We start from the raw sequence: 22,937 nt of genomic DNA on the forward strand, positions 1-22,937 counted from the left end.
AGATTCAAATCAACCATTTGAAAGCGGTTCCAGACCATAGTCAAACAGTACGATATTTATTTTTAAGACATTATATTCCTGCTTCCTGATGAAATATTCTACAACTGTATCCGTCTGAGATATAGGCGACAATGCGTAACCACCTATCCGCAAAAAATCAGCTGTCTCATCCATATTGAGCCTAAGTCCTACCGCAAGTGCAAGCATCTTATCCTTTGACGGCTTTACCTGCCCTTTAAGGAGCTTTGAAAAATACTGCTTGGATATGTTGGCTGCTGCATACACCTCGGAATTCTTTAGTCCTTTTTTATTGATTAGCTGTTGCAAATGCTTCTCAAAGGACTCCTTGTAGATATTTTTTAGGGCAGCTTCTAAAGAGCCTGATGGCTCTGCAGAGAAAGTCTCTTTAGTACAGGTATTGTCAGGTACATCATAAGTCTCTTCTTTTAAGAGCAGATGAAATCTCTCGTTAGGCAATGCGTAACGTTCTATATTTCTATCTTTTTTGTATTCAGTTTCTAAAACCTCGTGGGCATACTTATCATCTATGAAGCTTTTAACCTCGTAGGCAAGCTTGCCACTTACATTTACAGCTTCATTATCAAATACGACAAGGGTTATCTCCATCTCATATTCTTCTAAAAATTCCGTAAATGTACTGACTGCAACATCTAACCCGATATCCTTAGGAAAACCGTATGTACCAGTCCCAAGAAGGGGAAACGCTATGCTCTTACACCCCTTATCCAGTGCAGCTTTTAGAGCTTTTTCATAACATTCTTTAAGGCATCTGGCTTCAAACGAATTACCACCTTTCCAATAGAGTCCACTTACATGTATTATGTATTTTGCGGCTAGATTAAAGGCTTCGGTAACTCCAACTTTTCCCGGTTGCAGTCTCCCTAACTCTTTTCGTGCTTCTAAGAGCTTCTCTTTGCCCGCCGCCTCGTAGATGGCAGACTCCACTCCACCACCGATGACAGGCTCAGGATTTGCCGGATTTACTATGGCATCAGCTTTTACTTTTGTAATGTCATCTCTGATTATTCTAAAAGGCATAGGATTCTCCTGGTCGCTTAAGTTTTTTCTGAAATAAATAGTTTAATTGCTGCATATAGGTTGTAAAATATATCCTTATTTTCATAACCTGTAATATATCTATTATATACATATTACAACCAGAATCCAATAGAATAATTTGATTCTACCTGTACTTTATATTATAATAAATAGTGTATTTATCATAGATTGGAGGTAATTATAATGACAAATGAAAAGGCTTGGGATTTTGCAATTGGTCTTGCCCAGATAGATGGAGTAAAACCGTCTGAAGAATTTTTAGAGCTTGTTGAAAAGGAAAAAAGAGGGGAAATAACCGGCGATGATATACGCCGTATCCTTTATAACAAATATCAAGTTAAATAAGACGGAGAATAAGTTATAAGGAAAATGAACAAAATATTCCCCTAGAAAAGTGTGGTGAATCTCTAAATATTCCCCTAGAAAAGTGTGGTGAATCTCTAAATATTCCCCTAGAAAAGTGTAAGCTGATTTCCAAAATGCCCATTATATGCTGATTGAGGATAGTTTTCTCTTTTTTATATAATACCTGGGGAAGCAAATTAAAAGCCACGCTTACAAAAATGTGAACTTTTTCTTAATTTTTATAATTTTATTTGCCTTTTTTAAAAAACAATGTTATAATCCATATAATATCGTATGGTCGATAAAAAGCCGAAATATTAGGAGGTTTATTATGAGTGATAAGAATGAATTTAAGGACATTGCAAAGAAAATAGCCTACACCGGTATAGGAGCTATTGCTGTAGCTGCCGAGGCTGCTGGGGAAGTGATTGAAAAACTTTCCGAAAAGGGTGAGAAGGTTGCTACAGGCAGCAAGATTATCCATGAAGGCAAAAAAGCAGCTAGAGATTTTAAGGAAACTGTAGTAAAGAGCAAGGCTAAAAAAGCAATGGATGCTGTTGTCGAGATGACAAAAGAAGAGCGTGACGAACTCCGCAGAAAGCTTGATGAATTTGAGGCAGAAATAGAGAAAGCCAAAGGCGAAGTAGACGGCGAAGAAAACGCAGAGGATGACAAGGACATCGAAGTAGAATTCTACAACGATGCAAAGTCTGAATGTTGTTGCTCTCGCAGTGAAGAGGACAAAAAAGAAGACAAAGAGGAACACAAAGAAGAGGACGATTATGAGGATGAGGACTCCTGTTCAATTGACAGCTGCGGCTGTGATGAGTGCAGAGAGAGATAACACATACAATAATCATTGAACTACAGCTCCGAATGATAACGCTTAGTTTCTGTATTAAGCATTATTGTTCGGAGCATTTACTTTTGTGTCATAATCTCAAAAACAGCTTACAAGCCTCCTACGACTTCACTTTTCTCCACTCTATTATATGCTTCCTAAGCATTTCCCTTAAAATTTCAATATCTGTTTCATCAGTGAGGGAAATTCTATCAAAATCAAAACTTCCGCTATCATCCAGTTCATCAAATTCCTTTTCTGAAATGGCATTGTAAAGGATATCTCTCACCGCCATCAAGTCATCCCATATCTTCATTTCTTCGTAGCCAAGGGCCAAAGAATAAGCTCTTGTATCCGGATTATCTCTGCTTTCACTCCTGTGTAAGACATAGATTACTTTTTCTAACGCATTAACCAGCTGTACGTATTCATCTTTTGATATAATAATTTCATCACGCATTTTTAAGTCCTCCAATAAGGCATAAGTGATTTATAAGATTTCCAATCGGCATTACATTGCCATTGTACTCCAAATCAGAGCATTTTTAAACCATTATACAAGCGGCAAAATTAAAGCAACCAAGTTTATTATATGATAGGGAATTTGGGAGAATTTCCTATCCCTAAAAAAAGAGCCCGGTATAACCCGGACTCTCTACACAAATAAATAAAAGGAGTAACACGCTTACTAAATTAGAAATCAACTTCTGTGTCATAGTAGCAGCACTTAAGAAGTTTTTCCATCTCTTCCTGCTTAGGCTGTCTTGGGTTAGAGCCTGTACAAGCATCTGCAATCGCATTTTTAGCAATCTCAGGAAGTCTCTCAAGGAAGATGTTCTCAGGTACAAAGCCCTTCTCTGTAGGGAAGCTGTCTGCACCATAGTGAGCAATGCCGTGAGGGATTCTAAGGCTGTCATTCATGCCTCTTAAGAACTTGATAAGGTTAGCAATCTTCTCGCCTTCAGAAGCACCGCCAATTCCCATGAAGTCTGAAATATACGCGTATCTCTTAGCTGCTGTAGTATCCTTTGCATTGTAAGCAATTACCTTTGGAAGATACATAGCATTTGCTGCACCGTGGATAATATGAGCACCCTGGTCTTCAAATACAGCACCTGTCTTATGTGCCATAGAGTGAACTATACCAAGGAGAGCATTTGAAAATGCCATACCTGCAAGACACTGTGCATTGTGCATATTTGCTCTTGCTTCCTTATCTCCCTTATAAGACTCGATAAGGTTAGCCTTAATCATTGTCATAGCGTGGAGAGCAAGCGGATCTGTATAATCGCAGTTAGCTGTAGATACATAAGCCTCAATAGCATGTGTAAGGGCATCCATACCTGTATGTGCAACAAGCTTATCAGGCATTGTCTCTGCAAGGTCAGGATCTACGATTGCGATATCAGGAGTGATTTCAAAGTCAGCTAAAGGATATTTGATACCCTTTGAATAATCAGTAATGATGGAGAATGCAGTTACCTCTGTAGCTGTACCTGATGTTGATGGGATTGCACAGAAATGTGCTTTCTTTCTAAGCTCAGGTATGCCGAATACCTTGCACATATCTTCAAATGTACATTCAGGATATTCATACTTAATCCACATAGCCTTAGCAGCATCGATAGGTGAGCCACCGCCCATTGCTACTATCCAATCAGGTTCAAATTTGAGCATAGCCTCTGCGCCACGCATAACTGTCTCAACAGAAGGATCAGACTCGATTCCCTCAAAAAGCTCAACCTCCATGCCTGCTTCTTTAAGGTAGTTTACTGCTCTTTCAAGGAAGCCGAACTTCTTCATTGCGCTTCCACCGACACAGACCATAGCCCTCTTTCCTTTGAGGTTCTTAAGGTTCTCTAAAGATCCTTTTCCGTGATAAAGATCTCTTGGTAATGTAAATCTTGCCATTGTACTATCCTCCTAAAAGTTAACTGATGATTGCTGTTTGCAGACAATCATTGACTATTTTTTAACAATCTCATTATATACTTTTTCGGAGTAAAAGCAAAGTGATTTTGCAAAAATTTACAATTAATTAACAAATTTTTAGACAATTTTGATAATAATATTCACTATCATTAGAATTCATTATTGACATAACCACTGTATTAGGGTACATTTCAAGTATAGACATTTGCTTGTAAACCCCATAAAAAGTATATATTTTGCTTCAATTATGGTTAAACGACAGTACATTTCTTTGTCAGGAGGATGATATGAATAAACCATGTATAGTAGGAATAGCAGGCGGAAGTGCTTCAGGTAAGACAACAATAGTAAATAAGCTTAAGGCTTCCTTTGGTGATGATATACTTGTTATCAGCCATGACTCTTATTATAAGGCTCACAACGACCTTAGCTATGATGAGAGAACAAGGCTTAATTACGACCATCCTGATTCATTTGACACTGATTTGATGATTAGGGATATAGCAAAGCTTTCAAATGGAGAGGAGGCAGATATCCCTGTTTATGATTTTTCAATTCACAACAGAACCGACTCCACCACACATGTATTTCCTAAAAATGTGATTATCGTGGAGGGCATTCTCATCCTTGCAAATAAGGAGCTTCGTGACCTTATGGACATTATGGTTTTTGTGGATACAGATGCAGATGAGAGGCTTTTAAGAAGGATTAAGCGTGATGTAAATGAGAGGGCAAGAACTATTGATTCTATTATAAATCAATATCAGCAGACGGTAAAGCCTATGCACGAGCAGTTTGTAGAGCCTTCTAAGAAGTATGCGGATATCATCATCCCTAGGGGTGGCGAGAACTCTACAGGCATAACCATACTTACTGAGCATATTAAGCATAAGCTGGCAGGATAATGTAAGCATTATAACGAAAATGGATATAACCTCATATATTTCTTGCTAAATCATATTTTTAATGTTAAAATACATTGCATACACGAATACATTTAATCATTTATGGAGGTTTTATGGCTAAGAAAAAATATACCGATATGACAAAGGAAGAACTCCTGGAGCTTAGGGATGTGCTTAAGGCAGACTATAAGAAGATGCAGGCAAGAGGCTTAGAGCTAAACATGAGCCGTGGTAAGCCTTGCGTAGATCAGCTTGACCTTTCAATGGGTATGATGGATTCCCTAAACAGCTCCTCAGACCTTCTCTGCGAAGATGGTACAGACTGCCGTAACTACGGCGTACTTGACGGTATCCCTGAGGCAAAAGAGCTTATAGGTGATATGATGGAAGTGCCATACGACCATCTGCTTATCTACGGTAACTCCAGCTTGAATGTAATGTACGACACCGTTTCACGCTCCATGACTCACGGTGTAATGGGCAGCACCCCTTGGTGTAAGCTTGATAAAGTAAAATGGATATGCATAGTTCCGGGCTACGACAGACATTTTGCCATTACAGAGTATTTTGGAATAGAGAACATATGTGTACCTATGTTGAAAACAGGTCCTGATATGGACATGATAGAAAAGCTTGTAGCTTCTGACGAGAGTATAAAGGGTGTTTGGTGCGTGCCTAAGTATTCTAATCCTACAGGTAACTCTTATTCAGATGAGACAGTTAGGAGATTTGCAAGGCTCAAGCCTGCTGCTAAAGATTTTAGAATATACTGGGACAATGCTTACACAGTACATCACCTCTATGACCACGACCAGGATCACCTTATAGAGATTCTTGCAGAGTGTAAACGTGCCGGTAATCCTGACTTAGTTTATAAATTTGCTTCAACCAGTAAGGTAAGCTTTCCCGGCTCAGGTATAGCAGCCCTTGCTACCAGTCTTAATAACCTTGAGGACATACAGAGACAGGTGGCTATGCAGACCATAGGCCATGATAAGGTAAATCAGCTCCGTCACGTAAGGTTCTTTAAGGATATACATGGGCTTGTGGAGCATATGAGAAAGCACGCAGACATCCTCCGTCCTAAGTTTGAGGCGGTTGAAGAAATACTTGAGAAGGAGCTTGGCGGTACCGGTATTGCTACCTGGACTTCTCCAAAGGGAGGCTATTTCATCTCTTATGATACTCTGCCAGGCTGTGCTAAGAAGGTGGTTTCACGCTGTGCTAAGGCCGGTGTGGTCATGACTCCTGCAGGTGCAACCTTCCCCGGCGGTAAGGATCCCCAGGATAGCAACATAAGGATTGCTCCTTCCTTCCCTCCTATTGCAGACCTTAAGACTGCTGCAGAGCTTCTTGCACTTTCAACCAAGCTTGTGACGGTTGAGCATTTGCTTGAAAAGATGGAGACTCCTGAAGCAGCTTCTACCACAAAATCAACTAAAACAACAAAATAACTACCAAAATTTCAACATCCAAATCTGTGGTTATTACATCCTACTACACAGTTTTGGATGTTTTTACTATAAATGATTGAAATTTATCATCATAAATCCATTTGCTTTTTGTATTTTTTTTTACTATAATTGTAATATTACCGACTATGGTAAATTTAAACTTGGGAGGAACTGATATGAAAGTTCTTATTATAGGTACTAATCATGCGGGTATAGCAGTGGCAAACACCCTGCTTGACAATTATCCGGGAAACGAAGTTGTAATGATTGATAGAAATACCAACCTCAGCTACCTTGGCTGTGGTACTGCACTTTGGGTAGGAAGACAGATTGACTCTTATGAAGGCCTTTTCTACACTAGCGCTGAAGCCTTTGAGAAGAAAGGGGCTAAGATTAGCCTTGAAACAGCCGTTGATCACATCGACTTCGATAAAAAGATTGTATATGGCACAAAGAAAAACGGTGAAAAGTTCGAAGAGAATTATGACAAGCTCGTACTTGCCACAGGTTCTCTCCCAATCTCACCTGCCCTTGCAGGCCATGATTTAGAGGGACTTAAGTTCTTAAAGCTGTTCCAGGAAGGCCAGGAAGTGGACAAAGAAATCAGCAAGCCTGAGGTAAAAGAGGTGGCTGTAATAGGTGCAGGCTACATCGGTGTTGAGATTGCTGAGGCCTGTCTACTTCGCGGCAAGAAGGTAAGGCTTTTTGATATTGCTCCAAGCTCACTTGCAAGCTACTATGATGAGTGGTTTACAGAGGATATGGACAAGGCTATATCTGCTGCAGGTGTTGAAACTCATTTTGGAGAGAAAGTACTTGAATATAAGGGAAATGGCAGAGTATCTTCAATCGTAACTGAGAGTGGTGAATATCCTGCTGACCTTGTTATCAATGCTATCGGCTTCATCCCTAACAACGCCCTTGGTAAAGACCACCTTGAACTCTGGAAGAATGGTGCTTACTCAGTAGATAAATATCAGCAGACCAGCGACCCTGATGTATATGCAGTTGGTGACTGTGCTACTATCTACTCTAATGCACTTAGAGACAAGACCTATATTGCACTCGCTTCAAATGCAGTTCGTACAGGTATAGTTGCAGGCCACAACATAGGCGGTACCAAGCTTGAAGGTGCAGGTGTACAGGGCTCTAACGCTATCTGTGTATTTGGTAGAAAGCTTGCTTCTACAGGACTTTCACTAAATGCCGCTAAGAAGGCGGGCTTAGATGTAGAATATACCGATTATGAAGATACACAGCGTCCTGCTTTCATGAAGGAAAATGCAGATGTTAAGATAAGAATAGTATATGAGAAATCAACCAGAAGAGTAGTTGGTGCTCAGCTATCTTCAAAAGAAGATGTATCAATGGCTATTCATATGTTCTCACTCGCTATAGAGGAAGGCGTTACCATAGATAAGTTAAAGCTCCTTGATATCTTCTTCCTGCCACACTTTAATAAGCCATATAACTACATCACTATGGCAGCACTTAATGCTAAATAAGATTTAAACTACTAATGTGCAGAGCCTGTTTACCGGGTTCTGCACATTTTTTAATCTCAACCGACTTGTCATAATGAAGACACTATTTTATCATACACTTAGTCTTCACGGGATATTATTCCATATCCACGATATAATGTTTGAAACACCCTTTTATTTACCGGAAGTGAAGCAAATTCTTTGAGAAAATGTCAAATCAATAAATTTCCACAAAACTATCCTAGTTCAATTATAGTATTAAACTTAACCTTTACATCATCAGGAATATAATGTGCCACTTCTACAACTGTCTTATCAAGGTTCATAATAGTTTCATGCACCTTAGCTGCTGTGTTCTTATCAAGGGCTGAAGTTCCCTCATCTACAAGAAGTACTGAACAGTTGTAAAGTAAGGCTCTGGCTATTTCTATTCTCTGCTTCTGCCCGCCTGAAATGTTGCCTCCCTCATCCTCAATGATGTAATCAAGCCCATTTTCTTTCACAAAATCAGCAAGCCCTGCCAGCTCAACCGCCTTGTTTATTTCTACATCTGTAAAATCTTTCCCGAGAGTAATATTGTATTTCAAAGTTTCATTGAATACTGCTGGATTTTGTGAGATGAAGCCAAGTTTTTTATGTTGTAATTCCTTATCATTTAACAGCACCTTACCTGCATTTGGAATAAGCTCGCCACTTATCAGCTTAAGTATGGTACTCTTACCACTTCCGCTTGAACCCTGAATAAGGATTTTGTTACCATTTTCAGCCTTAAGGGAGAACTTCCTCAGTATTTCCTTGTCTTCATTGTAAGCAAAGTCTACATCCTTAAACTCTATCTTTCTTACATCTTCTATCTCATTTTCAGGGACATTAGCAACATCCTTGAAGTTTACTATCTTTTCTCTTATTGACTCGGTAGACTTAAGTACAGCCATGAGTCCAGCTATCTGACCAAGGGAACCTACTATCCAGCCGCTTGAATATTGAACCGCAATAAAGGCAGGAATGGTTATGTAACCCTTAATCCCCATATAAATACCGATGGCTATAGGCAGGATATTCATAATTATATAAATAATATTCATATACAGACCTGTAAATTCCATGGCGTTGTTTCTATCTGCAAATTCTTTCTCGCTTTTTGATATTGAACCAAAAAGTTTCTTAACAGTATCTGCGATTCTGTTGTAGTTAATGATGGTAGCACTATTTTTAATCACATCTTTTATAAGAATTGTAGTCTTGCCTATACTGTCAGTATACTCGTTTGTCTTGGCTACTGTTTTCCCTCCAAAGATACCGCTAAGTCCCATAGGAAGTAATCCTATCACAAGGTAAATAAGAGCAAATATCCAGTTACTACTAAATGTAAGTATAAGGGTAAATACTACGATTGCAAAACACTTTGTAATCTTAATAATATTATCAAAATAATTAGCCATAACCAGCTTTAAGTCATTGTCTATAAATGAAATAGCTGTACCCGAATCAACTCCCTCTGCTATTGCATTTTTCACGCAGGCGAGCTTAATATCCGTAATCACCTGAGCCTTGTAGTTGTTTACTGCCTTTATCGCCTCTTTCCCTATCCAAAGCAGAAAGATGTATGAAACTATATACGCTCCCACAAACGGAAGAATCCACTCTAATTTCTGTTCTTGTATGAGCCAGAAAAATAAGGCATAGGTTCCTGTATTAAACGGGGTCTCAAGTCCAGAAATAACGGTAAGTATGATGGCTTTCCACCATTTTGAGCCTTTCTTGTACAACTTCATATCAGCTCCTGTTTTGGTTGGTTCATTTTTCATTTATTATATCCTCCCTTAACTTATATATTTTATAAATAACCAGTCGGTTTAACACATATTGCTATTATAAAGATTAAAAATAATAAACAACATACCAAAAGGTGTTTTATTAAATTATTTTTTTTGACCTTGAGATTAATTCTGTTTCTTTACCTGTAAGAACTCCATAGAATGGGATATAATCTTTGAGAGAGTTATTCTGTTCTAATATTGGTAACCAAAAATTAAAATTCATTTGTTTTATTGGTCTATTATATATACCTATACCTGAATTATTTAAGCATACTTCCTGAGCTAAGTATCCTATATATTGTATTACTTCAGCATAATTGTTCATTACTTTATTTTCCCATTTGTAAAGAAAAACTGTTATTTGGGACATCGTTCGCGCATTTAGATAATTGTATTCTTTCATAATGTAACTATAATCAATAACCAAGCCATTTTCATTATCTAAAAGAGAATTACCGTCATTTATAAATACCAGTGTTTTTACACTATCAATAACAGTTTTATCAAATTTTAGGCTTTTAATTTTACTAAAATCTTGAGGAAAATATCTATATTTTTCATGATCTAAATCAAAATTTATCAGACCACCATAATATTTTCCACTACTTCTACTTTTTGCTTTTCTCCAAAATTCATTAATTTTTTCCCTATTTTCTAAGTAATGAACTCCTATTCTTTTATTCCTAAGTGCAAGTGTGTTTATCCCATCATTATTAAGTTCGTACTCATAACCATATATGTCAGCTATGCGTGATATATTATACAAAAGATGTCCTACTTCAAGTATTTGTAATGTCTTAAATATACTGGGGTAATGTTTGTCATTGAACTCTTTAAGTTCAATGACAATATCACCGGTATTCACATTACTGTCCAGATAAGTTGATGAATTAACTTTCAAAATTTTCTTTCTTTTCCAAAAGTCCTTTGTCAGTAAATATCCATCTTTTGAAAAATAAATTCTTAATGTGTACAAGCTCCTCGCTGATGGATAGGACATATGGATGCTATATGGTGTTCTCAGAAAACTATCAACCCTTAAAACTGTGTTTAAGTCAAGTATATGAGACTCATATTCACTAATATATATATCTTTATCCGTTATTATTCCAATTTCATTATAGCCAATATGTTCCTGTATTTTATCATCACTGCCATTAAAATATGATACATCACTCAGCAAATCCTTTTCTGAATATAACACCGCCTTATTCCTCCATTCTATGCAAGAGGGCTCACCTTGCCTAATTTAGCCTTCTTAACTACATCGTCTCCACAGTCGAAATACATATTCTTACCACCAAGACAAGATACTTTCACTGCATACAACCCCAAATCGTCTAGTATTTTATGGTTAATAGGAACATATATAATATCCTTATAATATTCTAGTGCTTTTGTTTTTATACTTGCTCTCCTTTTTATCGTAGTCCATACTGGTTTAATGCTGTTAGCATTATCAACAAGTGAGTTAAGTGCAGCCACTATATCATAAGAAAGATATATTCCTAAATTTGTATCCAGAATATCCTTTGTAACTATTTCTTTATATCCCTGATGGTTTCTTCTAATGTATCTCTGTGAAAAATATATTCCTTCTGCCTCTATAAACGCACTGTTGATAGCTTGTTCTAAAGTCATCCCCGAACCAAGCCCTGTTACTGAGAAGAATTTTTCATCATTTCTTTTACTTCTTATTAGGCACCATACCGAGAATATATCATTAGGTTTATTATCTATCAAGTAGCAATCAACTTGATAATTGTTTTCATCAAAATATTTCAATTTATTTCCCATCAGTTCATCTAAGTTATCTATTTTCAATATATTTCCATCAGACAAATACCAATATCTTATAAATTTATCTCTTTCTATAAACTCTAATATCCCTCTTTCTATTGCATCATTTAAACTTGATCCAAGTGCATTTCCATTAGAATTACCATAAAAATCTCCCCAAGTTTTAAAATCATTTTTCAAATAATATGCAAATACCGATGGTACCAAATATGAAGAATCTGTTTTTAAGCTTTTAGCTTCTATAAATTCAGCCTCTTTTGGACATAAAAATTCCTTCTTTGTCCAGTCAAACCCAAGGTCATTCAAATTAAGATACGATATTTTATCCGTTTCATATACTTTTATATCGTCAAATATTGTCTCTGAACAAGTATACCTTTCTATGTATTCATAAATAGCCTTCAATTCACTACACGCATCAAATTTGCCAAGTGAAAAGTGATAACCTCCTATATTATTGTTTTTTCTGTTTATCAATCCTACACTTTTAAAATGTCTTATTTCATGAAACTGCCAGTCTTCTTCCTTCATAAGATATCTCTTTATCCATATAGGTTCAGTAAAATTTTTATTCATAACAACTTTCTCCTATAGTTATAAATTCGTCATTTATAAAATAAAGTGCCTGGTCAATAGTCGTTCCTCTAGCTTCAAATATAATTCCGTTTATTTTACACTTAACATAAGCATCCGGATATCTGCTTTCAAAATCAAACTTCTGCTCCATATACCAAGGCTGAAAGCAGATAGCACTATCCACGTCATTCATGCCTATCTTATCTTTTAGAAGTCTAACCCCGCTCACATAACTAAAGATAGGGACAGCTAACGTATAATTTTCAATAAGTGCTGTAATAATTTCATCTTTATTTTTTAGAATTGTCTGAACAGTCAATTCTTCCTGTTTTCCTGTAGGTGTAACAAAATTCCCACCTTTTAATTTCCTTGACGATATAATTATTTCGTTCTCTGTAATATAAAGTATTAGCCCTTTTTTACTATCGTCAAATATCAATCCTGTTCCACTGCAATATTGATTAAGTCTTTCAATATCATCTATATTTTCTACATAACTTACAACAATTTCTTTTTGTGTTTTAGGAATTTCCCGTTCCGTTATAATCCCATTTATTTTAGCAAGAAACTTAAATATTATGTCATTTTTGTCAACTTTGATTTTATTTTTAATATTTTTGATTATGTCATATAATTTTTTCAATTCATCTACTGTCAGTTTTACCTTATATGTCTTATTGTCTGCTGTTATATAAACCCACTCTTCACTTTCAGATATAAATAAAGTTTCATTTATACTATACTTTCTCTTTTCCATATTTTTTCTTCTCCTGTTTCCAAATAAATTTTGCATATTTCATCTACCGGGTACTTTTCCATTGCTATAACGTAATTTATAAAATATTTATCAATAACAGATATATTCATAAGCATAAAAGCAACATATAGTGCATTTAAATACCATCTGTTAAAAATATAATGCTTGGATTTATAAAACTCTGACTCAGCAGCACTTCTTATTGTATATTCATGCATTTTTGAAGCAAATACCCCATTCTTAATGATTTTATCGAGACTTTGAGGTGAGAAAAAGTTTAGTTTATCTGTCTTTATCATCTCCTCGATAGCGTGCAATGGGGTACTAATATCTAAGGCAAAATGGTACTCTGTACTTTTTATATTCTTATATCTTTTTTGGAAAATACTTAAAATACTTGTTTTCTGATAAGATGTCAATGTATGAAAGAATCCCCAAAAATGTGAAAAATGTGAGTTATATCCTTCATCGCTTTGTATTGTAATATTTTCAGCCATTTTCTTACAAAATCCTATTACATCTTCAAGTTTCGCAGTTTTTGCGAAATAATGTTTACACCACACTTTATCCAACATATTATGTATGCTACAATATAAAATAAATTGTTCTATATTTTCAAAGAAATCATTTGGCTCTGAACTGAGAGCAAATCCGTCTTTCTTCCCTAAATTATCGCAGATAAATTTTTCATTTCCTAAAATGCCTCTAATTCTGAACCTGTGCTCTCCTTCATATTCTCTGTCTATGAACATATATTTTTCAAGATCAAAGAGTGCAAATATCTCAGTCTTATAATATTCTATATTTTGGTTAAATATTATTTGTGTAAAGTTCATCTTGTTTAATCTCCTTGTAGTAATATTGTAAAATATCAAAACTAAGCCTTTCATTTTCTTTCGATATTCCTGTAAATCTATTTAGCCTCATATGTATTAGAGATGACAAAATGTACCAAATATATATTTCGTCACTCTCCTTGCTGATTTTTTCAAGTATACTTTTGATTTTATTATCAATATATCTGGTTTCAATCCCTATACTTTCGTTATATCTCTTTATCTCCTGAAACAGGTTTGCTTTATTTTTTTTATAGAATAGCTTTGATTCTTCTGAATACTTACTATATCTTTTTATAAATAATCTTAATTTATTATGTCCAAGAGTATTTTCTAGCATGTTTGATATTATAGCCACCTGTCTTGCAATAATTGCTTGTTTATCTAAATTAGTTGCAAGATTTATTGCTATCTCTGCCTCCATTTCAAATAGATTTTCAACCTCCTTAAAATACGAAATTCCTCCATAACGTACTATTTCGGGCTCATAGGTGCATAATTTAAAATTAGCTATAATCTTATTCTCCTTTAGTTCATACAATAATTGATATGTACTTTCAAATACATCTTCTTTTATCCTAAGCCTTATCACATTGCTTCCATCTTCAATGTAATGTATGAAAAAAAATCTAAAGTTATTACTTGTCAGATACTCATAAAGCTTAGGTTTTATAATTTCAAGCTGCTCTGTATTATAAAAAATATGCCAAGACAAGTATTGAGTTTTAGAATTCTGTTTCTGAGCCTTTTTATAAAATTTACAAAACTCTTTTTCTATTTCTTTTTCAAACTTTATATCAATTATACATTCTGTAAATTTAGTGTCTTTCCATATTTCGGTTAATATAATATAGTCATGGGTTTTAGAGTAAGATTTCAACCATTTTTTTGATAAAAATGAAGTTAAATCTAAATATTTTTTCTCACCGTTTTCGTTAAGCCAATACACATATCTGTCTATATTATATTTTTCAAATACTTCATCTATAGTTAATGAAGTAAACTTGTCAGTTCTGATTATCCATTTTTTGGGTGACACAACAACATTTTTATATCTTATTCTGGGAATAATACTATGTTTATTAAACTCAATCGGTATTCTTGTTGATGGCAATTTACTTTTATACTTGCCAAATGCATCTAGGAATTCTACTGCATCACTCTCTATTTGGTAATCAAACCCTTTCATAGTTGGATTTATAGGAAAAAGCTCATCTCCACTTTTTTTATCTATCATGTGTATACCGGTATAATCTGCCACCAATAATATATCACATATATCTGTTTCTAATTCTCCTGTACTATCTATTCTGATTTTTCTTTTTACTTTTCTTCTAATCCAGCCTATATCTGACAAATATCTAGGGCAATAGTATATATAATCAATTCCACAATCATTATCCATTAGTTCATCTTCATTCAAGTAAGCTTCAAATAACGCATTATGGAAAGTAAAACTAATATCTGTAGCAATTATTTCTTTTCCAGACCTCTGATACTTAAAATCAAAAACTACCTCCTTACTTCTTTTTATATTTCCACATATTTCAATAATTTTATCCAAATCATTATCTGTTAAAACAACTTCTTTCGCGTTAAATTCATTAGCTTCGTTTACTTTACTTTCAAACCATACAAGTATTTCTTCGCTTCTTTTATCTTTATCCTCGATATTATTAATGCCCCTGTATAAATCCAATGACTCTTGAAAAGAAACACCCTGAAAAAGCCCATACTTTTCTTGAAATATACTTTCAAATTTTTTTAATTTTATGTGTGATGCTTCTAAACTACCCAAAGCTGTAAAAAATGACTTCATCCTTTTACCCATATTAAAAGCTTTATCAGAAGGGACGTCTATTTTTTTCCTGCTATAACCAATCACAGGTCTATACTTATTTTTTTTACCTAACAGCTTCTCAGCAATGCTATTTATGGTTTCTAAATTTTTAGCATATTCATCGAGTTTCATATTACCTAGATTGTTTATTCTATTTTCTAGTCCTATAATCTCCTTTATTTCATTATCATTAAGCAGTCTTGCTATTTTGCCTGACAATAGGCTTTTCTCAAATATATTATCTTCTAAATCAAAATTACTTACAATAATTCTGTTTATAATAAGGTCTTTGACTATGTTTTGTGCCATGCACTCACTTATATTATTAGACTTCATATAATCATAAATTTTATCACCTGAAACTTCCTTATCATCAATAATCGAAAGAAGCTTACCGACTATAGTATTTTGGGGGATTACAAGGAATTTTCTGGTTGTAGCCATATATGTATAAATACAATATCTGTCCATTTCTTTTTTTACTAAATTTCCCAGTTTATAACGAATAATATTGTTATCATAACTCTTAGATATTTTATTTATTATAAACTCTCTAGTATATTCCCTAGATAACAAATATTCTTCAGTTTTCTTTACCTCATCAGCAACAATAACTCCAAATAGTTGGTTTATCGTAGTTCTACTTGCAATTCTGATTATGTATTTTGCAATGGTTTCCGCCATTTCTGTTGATTTATCTGTTTCCCACCTTTGCATAATCTGTTCATTATTAAAATACAATATTCTCCTAATGTACTCATCTCCAAGTATATTACTAACAGATTCTGTTAGATTATTTGAAGTAAATATTTCATCAGCATACTTTATCTCAATATTAGGGATTCTAAATATCATACACTATCTCCTTAAAAAAATTGCTACTATCCTAAATAGTGGGATAGTAGCATCAGGCAGTTTCAGGACTGACTTAGTACCATTGAACAACAACCTTTAAATCCAATGCTAGCTCCCATTTCTTCAAGCATAGTTTCGGTAGTTGTCTCATACGCCTCTAAGCCAAGTTCTTTTAATTCATCTGTCATGTCCTTCACGTCATTGTTAGTGATGTTTTTTTCGTTAATCATAATCTTTATCTCCTTTTTTCTTTTGTTTTGTGCCTACAACCAGTAATTATGTAAGCAATTTTATTCATCAGCTGATACCACAATCTTACTCTTATGATAAACAAATCACCATACCAAAACCTGTTTTAAAAATATCAGGTTTTAGTATGGTAATTGTGCTATATCCATAATAAGATTGCATCATCAAATTTATGGAGGTTTTTCATTATGAGAAAAAAGTGTAGAAAAGTTGCATTAACATTAGTTTTAACAGTTTTAGTCTGCAATACTGTCTGTCCCCGCCTAAAACCTAGTATCTCTTCGACTAATACAAAAGAATATATATCTCCTTTTGCTGTACCCAATGCTCCAATTCCTATAGACGAGTACTAATCTTTGTCTATAGTTTCACCATACCATTCTTTATAAGCCTCTCTTAATGGGGCTTTTTCTTTTTCTCCAGCCTTCATTAACTCCATTATTCTATAACTTTGTCTATACTTTTCTTTATTAGTTGTATTATCCCCGGTCATTCTATAATTGGTGTATGTCTTTTCTTCAACCAAATATCCCAGCTTATCTCCTCTGTTACATTTGATATAATACTTTATAGCTTTATCGGCTAAGCTAATAGCGTCATCAAACCTGTTCATTTCCTCATAATAAGTACATAGATTGGTATATAATAACCCTATTGGTCTTCTATGATTTCTATCTGTTACCTTGCTTCTCTCATATCCTTTTTTTAGATTTTCAAGTAAATCTAGACTTTTGTTTATATGCCCAGTCTGTTTATAACATACAGCCATCATATTTATTATCTTAGCCTCTAAGTCAGTAGTTACGAATTTCCCCAGATTTTCAAGGTGCTTATCTTTTCTTGTTATTAAAAATGCATCTTCCAAATCAGCCAGCACTTCTTCCACAGGCTTTCTTTTTAGCATATTATCAAATAATGCTTCCGTAAATGCCACGTACTGCCTGTTCACCTTACTTTCCATAGACAGCTGTTTCTTTAACGACTTAAATAATATTTCCGCCTCTTTATATTGATGTTTTGAAGTAAGCCTTGATATATCTCTTTCCATTTCAAGCAAAAAGGGACTATCCACAGCAAGCCTTGTCTGAAAACTATCCCCCTCAATGTCAAAATGCTCTTTTATGGATGCAAATGTAGCTTTTTTAGGGGTTGACTTACCATTTTCTATCCTGGATATGGTCTTTACATCTATTCCTATCGCTTCTGCAAGCTCCTCTTGAGAATACCCTGACAAGTCTCTTTCATCTCTTAATAGCTCTGAGATAAGGTAAATATTGTTCTGTCTGTAGCTTTCCCACAGCCTTATATCCTCTGTCTCCCAAGGTTCATTATACTCTACATACAGCTCCTTTAGTGCATCCCGCTTTTTCTTCCAAGAACTGTATACATCCTTAGATCTGTCCTTGGTAAGGAATAAGAGTCTATCTAAGAACTGTGGCAGATGCAGCAGCAAGCCATTGTCCGTCAATGCATCGATTCCACCTAGGGTAAGCTCTAAGGCTTCTTCGTAATTATTATTCTTTATCGCACTTTCACCCAGCAGCCAGGCAAGTTTGCTATATATATTCGTCCTTACTTCTTCATCCTTGTATTGTTTCTCTACATAGTCAAGGAGCTGTCTTGCATATAAGCTTATATTAGTATTCTTAACTTTCATTTCTTCTTTTAACATAAGCATCAGGAGTATCATTTCCTCTTCTCCAAGCAAGAAATCACTTAGCTTATCTACCTCAAATCTGTCAAGCACAGCCTTAAAAGCCTTGTGATAAAGTTCCAAGGCCTCTTCATGCTTTCCATATCCCTCTGAGAGTATAACCCCCCTTGTTTCAAGGACATACTGCAAATGAAGTGGGTTGTTTAAGTCAGCTACCATCTCATATTCGCTAAGAATATATTCGGCCTTCGTGTAAGTCTTTTCCACTAGCAGTTTGCATATCATTTCCCTCATAATAAGTAGAGTGTCATCACTTTCATTGTGCAAAAGTGTAACCTTGTTTACTGATATTCCAAGCCTTTGAATTATCCTCTCCACCAAGAAGAAACTCTGTCTGGTATCTCCATTTATAAGCCGTTTAAGTGAGGTAGTAGTGCATAACCCCTCGGTCAGCTTTTCAGGTGAAATACTTTTTTTATTTATCTGGTATTTTATTATATCTCCGATTGTAAGTTCTTTCATTATAACCTCACATACATTTAAATCTATGATTTTTATGTATTAAGGATATCATCATGTTACTGTAATTTCAAGCGATTTGCGGTTATTTTGTCATATCTTCACTGATAAATTTCATCATTTATATTTCTAAATACGTTGTACAAAGTTCTAAAAGTTTTTATCGAATTTACAGGCAGTAAAGTAAATGTGCAACGATATCACATTAACCGAGAGTCTTATTCAGTTAATAAATCTGTCAAAGCAAAATGCTCTCAGAAAAATTAACAAAGGACTAATTAACCTGTACTTAAAAAGAATTAACTTCGCGTATTCAGATTTAATCTATAATCTCCCAATGTCCACTGTATCCACTTCCAATATAACAAACATTATCCATACCTTTTATGCGGCGTTTTATAGTTTTAGAGCTCACGCCAAGTAACATGGCTATACTATCTGTACTAATTTTGTTATTTTCGCGCATTAAATTTAAAATCTGTCCATCCAAATTATCTTGAGGGACATCTTGAGGGACACCTTGAGGGACACCTTGAGGGACATAATTCAGATTAGGCATTATCACGGTGAATTGATACCTGTCTGAGCGAAATGTCGGCTTCTTACTCTCTGTATAATTTTTCTGAAATTCATATCCGCTTATTATTTTACCAAATCCACTTCCCTTACGCTCCATATAGCCAAGTCTGTTAAGTACATCAGCAAGTACAGGGGTTCTTCTGGTTGATGGCACTGTAAGCGGATCCCTGTCCTGAATTACAGAGCCATCCGGCATTCCTCCGGGTGAATAAATCTCCATCCGGTCATCATAAATATCAATATGTACTTCGCTTCCGTTTATCAAATAGTCCCTATGCCCGAGCCCATTAATCAAAGCCTCGTGGTAACTTCTCTCCACAAAATCAGGCATTTCTTCCCTTGAATTTGCGGTTTTTCTCCACATCATTTTAGCATTACGCCTTATAAAATTCTCACCATTTTCAATAAGAGAAATGATGCTTCCATCATACTCTGCATCATCTAGGGCATCAATTGTGCCACCACTTTTATTTAACCCATTCCATCTTGTGCAAAACAGTCTGGAACAACGTATAGGGCTTTCATCTGCTATCAAAGCACCTGCATTAGTAAGATACCCTCGCTCATCAGCCAATCCAAATGAAACTAGGTCTTTATCATCAAAGCTATTGCCTGTCCACTTTTTATACCTTTCTCTAAGCTTTGAAAATGCAAAATCCTCAACTCTATATGCTGAAATTTGCGAGTCATAAGATGTGTTTTTCCCGCGCATAACCAGGCGTTTTAACTCTGTAGATGTTGCTTTAACACTCTCATTTCCCATACGTACATAGGCTTCAAGCACGCCATCACCTGAATAATAATATGGCGTATCTTCTCCTCTTAAAATATCCAAGACTATGAGCATTTTACCCTTTTCATTATGAAACTGCAGTTTAAACTCCGGAATTGGATCCAACCTGCTTTTTACAGTTTCACTAATCCTTTCGGCATCTCCTTCGGCATCATCTAAGCCTAAAGCTTCTCCGCTGTCAGAAATGCCAAAAATCAATGAACCACCAAGAGTATTTGCAAATGCACTTACGCTTTTACACCAGCTTTTAGGTTTCTTTATCTCAAGCCTCTGTTTCTTGTCATATTCGGTAGCCTCTCCAATTAAGTCTTTTATTTCCATAATAACCATCTTTCTGTTATATTATAATTATCTTTTGGTAAGATTATCAACTTCTAAATTCGTCGCATCATCTAGTATTGTACCAAATCGCTTGCGCGACGGCTAGGCTTAGTTTAATAAAATTTTACATTTAAATCTATGGTTTTTTTGTATTAAGGATATCATCATGTTAGTGTTATTTCAAGCGGTTTGCGGTTATTTTGTCATATCTTCACTGATAAATTTCATCATTTATACTTCTAAATACATTGTACTAAGTTCAACAAGTTTTTATAGAATTTACAAGCCGTAACATCTCTCTTTATTTTATACGGCGTTTAACAGTTCTTATACTGATTAACCATACCAAACCCTGAATTAAAAACATGTTTTGGTATGGTTAATTGGTTATTATAAGTGTATAATTAGTGTGTCAACTTATGGATAAATGGGTGGTAACGGTAAATATAGAACAAATTATTGCAACGTCATTGTTACATTACGAGAGAATCATTCCGTCAAGTTGCCTTGCAGTCGTAGGCGCATTACTTGGCAAAAGGAGATAGTTTATGAAAGAAATTTTGACAGCGAAAAACCTCACCAAAGAATACTTTATATCGGCTGGGAAAGAGCCTGTACAAGTGATAAAGGGGATAAATCTAAGTATAAAAGAAGGTGAAAAGGTAGGTTATGCAGGGCTTAATGGAGCAGGAAAATCTACTACAATTAAAATGCTTACGGGACTTATAAAGCCAACAGGCGGTGAGCTTGATGTACTGGGATTTAAGCCGTTTAGTCTTAGAAAAAAGTATGTTGAATATATAGGCGTAATCTTCGGACAGAGAAACCAGCTATTCTGGGATCTGAAAGTTGAAGATTCTTTTCAATTTAATAAAAGCCTATATAAGCTTTCAGATAAGGAATACAAGGACAAGCTGGATTTCTTGAATGAATATACAGACCTCGATAACCTTATGCAAAAAAGAGTGTTACAGCTTTCCCTAGGCCAGAAGATGAAATGTAATATAGCTCTATCTCTTTTACATTCTCCCAAAATATTATTTTTGGACGAGGCGACTATTGGCTTAGACATTATAGTTAAAAATGAAATTAAAAAACTCTTAAACGAGGTAAACAGGCAGTTTAATACTACTTTGCTTTTTACTTCGCATGACATGAAGGACATCGAAGATGTTTGCGAAAGAATTATCATACTTGAAAAAGGGAAGATTCTTCATGACTTGCCTCTGAACGAATTTAAAAAGTTATATGGCGGCACGAAGAATGTGAAGATTTCACTTACGGAAAGAGCCGATATAGACAAGCTTGTTTTTTGGTGTGAAGATAAATGGAAAAATGATTTTATGGACTTTAATAGAGAAGAAAACACCATAAAATTTTCGTTTAATGAAACAAAAATTAATTTCTTTGATATTATGAACATGCTGAAAAACGAGGGAATCAGACCTTCAGATATAGAGATAAATAGTGATAGTCTGGAGGATATAATAAGGGGAATATATCAATGAGTCTAACGCTGAATTTTAAAAAATACCTTTCGGTTATGGCAATATCCATAAAAGCAAGTTCTGCTTACAAAATTAAGCTGTTTTTCTATGCACTTACAGGAATAACCCAGTTTATAAGCTGCTATTATTTGTGGAGCACATTATATAGTGGCAAAGCTATGTATAATGGATTTACAGGAGAGGGCATACTTACTTATTTTGTCATATCATTCTTCATACAAAGCTTTATTCCAAGATGGATTACTATGGAAATAGGCTGGGGAGTAAAAAGAGGTGAAATAATTAATGTATTTCTAAGACCAGTTGGGTTTAGAACATACTTTATTCTCTATGCTTTTGGAGATGTGGTATTAACATTTATTTTTATGGGGCTTCCTATAATCGTTTTTACGTGGTTTGGCACTTCGCTATTGCCTTGTGGAAATGTTATGCTTTTTGCATTTAGCCTGATTATAAGCTATGGCATAGCCTTTAACCTTTTTTATCTTGTAGGTCTAATAAGCTTTATTAACACGAATATATGGGGCATATTCTTAACCTTTGACCTTGTAAATTTGTTTTTGTCAGGAGCCTTGCTTCCGATACGCTTTATGCCTGAGTGGTTGGTCTTACTTATAAGAGTACTTCCGTTCAGGTATGTAGTGGATTTCCCGATTTCAATCTGGATTACGGGAAAGGCAGATATGTATGAGTTGCTGATACAGATTATATGGCTTGTTACACTTAGCATACTTACTAAGTGTATATATAGACAGGCTGTTTCAAAGCTGGATATTTTTGGAGGCTGAG

19 protein-coding genes are annotated in these 22,937 nt (G+C 35.0%); 7 read left to right on the forward strand and 12 right to left on the reverse strand.

Translation table 11 applies throughout. From position 1 onward, the window contains the following. Positions 1-9: 9 nt before the first annotated feature. The gene (locus JJN12_RS10920) at positions 10-1,059 is read right to left on the reverse strand and encodes a macro domain-containing protein (protein ID WP_208429714.1); all 1,050 of its coding nucleotides are present in this window, start codon (positions 1,057-1,059) and stop codon (positions 10-12) included. A 204-nt stretch (positions 1,060-1,263) separates the two neighbouring features. Between JJN12_RS10920 and JJN12_RS10925 the strand changes: the two genes are divergently transcribed. Beyond that, positions 1,264-1,425 (forward strand): antitoxin VbhA family protein, encoded by a 162-nt coding sequence (locus JJN12_RS10925; protein ID WP_208429715.1) that lies wholly within the window; start codon positions 1,264-1,266, stop codon positions 1,423-1,425. Positions 1,426-1,756: 331 nt separating this feature from the next. Then, a complete protein-coding gene (locus tag JJN12_RS10930) occupies positions 1,757-2,269 on the forward strand; it encodes a hypothetical protein (protein WP_208429716.1) in 513 nt (170 codons plus the stop codon). Positions 2,270-2,387: 118 nt separating this feature from the next. Here JJN12_RS10930 and JJN12_RS10935 read toward each other — a convergent pair whose 3' ends face one another. Beyond that, the gene (locus JJN12_RS10935; protein ID WP_208429717.1) at positions 2,388-2,726 is read right to left on the reverse strand and encodes a hypothetical protein; all 339 of its coding nucleotides are present in this window, start codon (positions 2,724-2,726) and stop codon (positions 2,388-2,390) included. Positions 2,727-2,959: 233 nt separating this feature from the next. After that, positions 2,960-4,177: an iron-containing alcohol dehydrogenase gene (locus tag JJN12_RS10940; RefSeq protein WP_208429718.1), complete on the reverse strand. Its 1,218-nt coding sequence runs from the start codon at positions 4,175-4,177 to the stop codon at positions 2,960-2,962. Positions 4,178-4,485: 308 nt separating this feature from the next. On the opposite strand from JJN12_RS10940, the gene udk reads away from it, so the two are divergent. The 3 genes from udk to nox all read left to right on the forward strand — a co-directional run bounded on the left by udk (position 4,486) and on the right by nox (position 8,062). Further along, positions 4,486-5,103 (forward strand): uridine kinase, encoded by a 618-nt coding sequence (gene udk / locus JJN12_RS10945; RefSeq protein ID WP_208429719.1) that lies wholly within the window; start codon positions 4,486-4,488, stop codon positions 5,101-5,103. A gap of 113 nt (positions 5,104-5,216) precedes the next feature. Next, the gene (locus tag JJN12_RS10950; protein WP_208429720.1) at positions 5,217-6,557 is read left to right on the forward strand and encodes an aminotransferase class I/II-fold pyridoxal phosphate-dependent enzyme; all 1,341 of its coding nucleotides are present in this window, start codon (positions 5,217-5,219) and stop codon (positions 6,555-6,557) included. 176 nt (positions 6,558-6,733) lie between these two features. Beyond that, complete coding sequence (gene nox / locus JJN12_RS10955; RefSeq protein WP_208429721.1) at positions 6,734-8,062, forward strand: H2O-forming NADH oxidase; 1,329 nt, start codon at positions 6,734-6,736, stop codon at positions 8,060-8,062. Positions 8,063-8,277: 215 nt separating this feature from the next. Here nox and JJN12_RS10960 read toward each other — a convergent pair whose 3' ends face one another. The 9 genes from JJN12_RS10960 to JJN12_RS11000 all read right to left on the reverse strand — a co-directional run bounded on the left by JJN12_RS10960 (position 8,278) and on the right by JJN12_RS11000 (position 20,640). Continuing rightward, entirely contained in the window at positions 8,278-9,849 is a 1,572-nt protein-coding gene (locus tag JJN12_RS10960) for an ATP-binding cassette domain-containing protein (RefSeq protein WP_208429722.1), read from the reverse strand. A gap of 109 nt (positions 9,850-9,958) precedes the next feature. Continuing rightward, complete coding sequence (locus JJN12_RS10965; protein WP_208429723.1) at positions 9,959-11,065, reverse strand: hypothetical protein; 1,107 nt, start codon at positions 11,063-11,065, stop codon at positions 9,959-9,961. Positions 11,066-11,082: 17 nt separating this feature from the next. Further along, positions 11,083-12,237, reverse strand: a complete 1,155-nt coding sequence (locus JJN12_RS10970; protein WP_208429724.1) for a YcaO-like family protein — start codon at positions 12,235-12,237, stop codon at positions 11,083-11,085. Continuing rightward, positions 12,230-12,994, reverse strand: a complete 765-nt coding sequence (locus JJN12_RS10975) for a hypothetical protein (RefSeq protein ID WP_208429725.1) — start codon at positions 12,992-12,994, stop codon at positions 12,230-12,232. Before JJN12_RS10975 ends, JJN12_RS10970 begins: the two co-directional genes overlap by 8 nt. Then, positions 12,970-13,830, reverse strand: coding sequence for a hypothetical protein (locus JJN12_RS10980; RefSeq protein ID WP_208429726.1), 861 nt, complete (start codon positions 13,828-13,830; stop codon positions 12,970-12,972). The genes JJN12_RS10975 and JJN12_RS10980 overlap by 25 nt, the downstream gene beginning before the upstream one ends. Then, positions 13,805-16,525, reverse strand: coding sequence for a thiopeptide-type bacteriocin biosynthesis protein (locus tag JJN12_RS10985; protein ID WP_208429727.1), 2,721 nt, complete (start codon positions 16,523-16,525; stop codon positions 13,805-13,807). The genes JJN12_RS10980 and JJN12_RS10985 overlap by 26 nt, the downstream gene beginning before the upstream one ends. Before the next feature lie 62 nt (positions 16,526-16,587). Then, a complete protein-coding gene (locus JJN12_RS10990) occupies positions 16,588-16,755 on the reverse strand; it encodes a hypothetical protein (protein WP_208429728.1) in 168 nt (55 codons plus the stop codon). A 368-nt stretch (positions 16,756-17,123) separates the two neighbouring features. Continuing rightward, the gene (locus JJN12_RS10995; RefSeq protein WP_208429729.1) at positions 17,124-18,950 is read right to left on the reverse strand and encodes a helix-turn-helix domain-containing protein; all 1,827 of its coding nucleotides are present in this window, start codon (positions 18,948-18,950) and stop codon (positions 17,124-17,126) included. A 316-nt stretch (positions 18,951-19,266) separates the two neighbouring features. Next, positions 19,267-20,640: an ATP-binding protein gene (locus JJN12_RS11000; protein WP_208429730.1), complete on the reverse strand. Its 1,374-nt coding sequence runs from the start codon at positions 20,638-20,640 to the stop codon at positions 19,267-19,269. A gap of 548 nt (positions 20,641-21,188) precedes the next feature. Here JJN12_RS11000 and JJN12_RS11005 point away from each other — a divergent pair. Both JJN12_RS11005 and JJN12_RS11010 read left to right on the forward strand, forming a co-directional pair. Then, entirely contained in the window at positions 21,189-22,148 is a 960-nt protein-coding gene (locus JJN12_RS11005) for an ABC transporter ATP-binding protein (RefSeq protein WP_208429731.1), read from the forward strand. Then, positions 22,145-22,936 carry an ABC transporter permease gene (locus JJN12_RS11010; RefSeq protein WP_208429732.1) on the forward strand — a complete coding sequence of 264 codons (792 nt, stop codon included), beginning with the start codon at positions 22,145-22,147 and terminating at the stop codon, positions 22,934-22,936. Before JJN12_RS11005 ends, JJN12_RS11010 begins: the two co-directional genes overlap by 4 nt. Position 22,937: the final 1 nt, after the last annotated feature.

It is taken from the genome of Catonella massiliensis, assembly GCF_016651435.1.
In the GTDB taxonomy this organism is placed as follows: domain Bacteria; phylum Bacillota; class Clostridia; order Lachnospirales; family Lachnospiraceae; genus Catonella; species Catonella massiliensis.

Coding starts and splice junctions, on each gene's coding strand:
- JJN12_RS10940 (WP_208429718.1), bottom strand. CDS start 4,177: ATGGCAAGATTTACATTACCAAGAGATCTTTATCACGGAAAAGGATCT.
- JJN12_RS10920 (WP_208429714.1), bottom strand. CDS start 1,059: ATGCCTTTTAGAATAATCAGAGATGACATTACAAAAGTAAAAGCTGAT.
- JJN12_RS11010 (WP_208429732.1), top strand. CDS start 22,145: ATGAGTCTAACGCTGAATTTTAAAAAATACCTTTCGGTTATGGCAATA.
- JJN12_RS10985 (WP_208429727.1), bottom strand. CDS start 16,525: ATGATATTTAGAATCCCTAATATTGAGATAAAGTATGCTGATGAAATA.
- JJN12_RS10970 (WP_208429724.1), bottom strand. CDS start 12,237: ATGAATAAAAATTTTACTGAACCTATATGGATAAAGAGATATCTTATG.
- JJN12_RS10930 (WP_208429716.1), top strand. CDS start 1,757: ATGAGTGATAAGAATGAATTTAAGGACATTGCAAAGAAAATAGCCTAC.
- JJN12_RS10980 (WP_208429726.1), bottom strand. CDS start 13,830: ATGAACTTTACACAAATAATATTTAACCAAAATATAGAATATTATAAG.
- JJN12_RS11000 (WP_208429730.1), bottom strand. CDS start 20,640: ATGGAAATAAAAGACTTAATTGGAGAGGCTACCGAATATGACAAGAAA.
- JJN12_RS10935 (WP_208429717.1), bottom strand. CDS start 2,726: ATGCGTGATGAAATTATTATATCAAAAGATGAATACGTACAGCTGGTT.
- JJN12_RS10925 (WP_208429715.1), top strand. CDS start 1,264: ATGACAAATGAAAAGGCTTGGGATTTTGCAATTGGTCTTGCCCAGATA.
- JJN12_RS10995 (WP_208429729.1), bottom strand. CDS start 18,950: ATGAAAGAACTTACAATCGGAGATATAATAAAATACCAGATAAATAAA.
- JJN12_RS10990 (WP_208429728.1), bottom strand. CDS start 16,755: ATGATTAACGAAAAAAACATCACTAACAATGACGTGAAGGACATGACA.
- JJN12_RS10975 (WP_208429725.1), bottom strand. CDS start 12,994: ATGGAAAAGAGAAAGTATAGTATAAATGAAACTTTATTTATATCTGAA.
- JJN12_RS10960 (WP_208429722.1), bottom strand. CDS start 9,849: ATGAAAAATGAACCAACCAAAACAGGAGCTGATATGAAGTTGTACAAG.
- JJN12_RS10950 (WP_208429720.1), top strand. CDS start 5,217: ATGGCTAAGAAAAAATATACCGATATGACAAAGGAAGAACTCCTGGAG.
- JJN12_RS11005 (WP_208429731.1), top strand. CDS start 21,189: ATGAAAGAAATTTTGACAGCGAAAAACCTCACCAAAGAATACTTTATA.
- udk (WP_208429719.1), top strand. CDS start 4,486: ATGAATAAACCATGTATAGTAGGAATAGCAGGCGGAAGTGCTTCAGGT.
- nox (WP_208429721.1), top strand. CDS start 6,734: ATGAAAGTTCTTATTATAGGTACTAATCATGCGGGTATAGCAGTGGCA.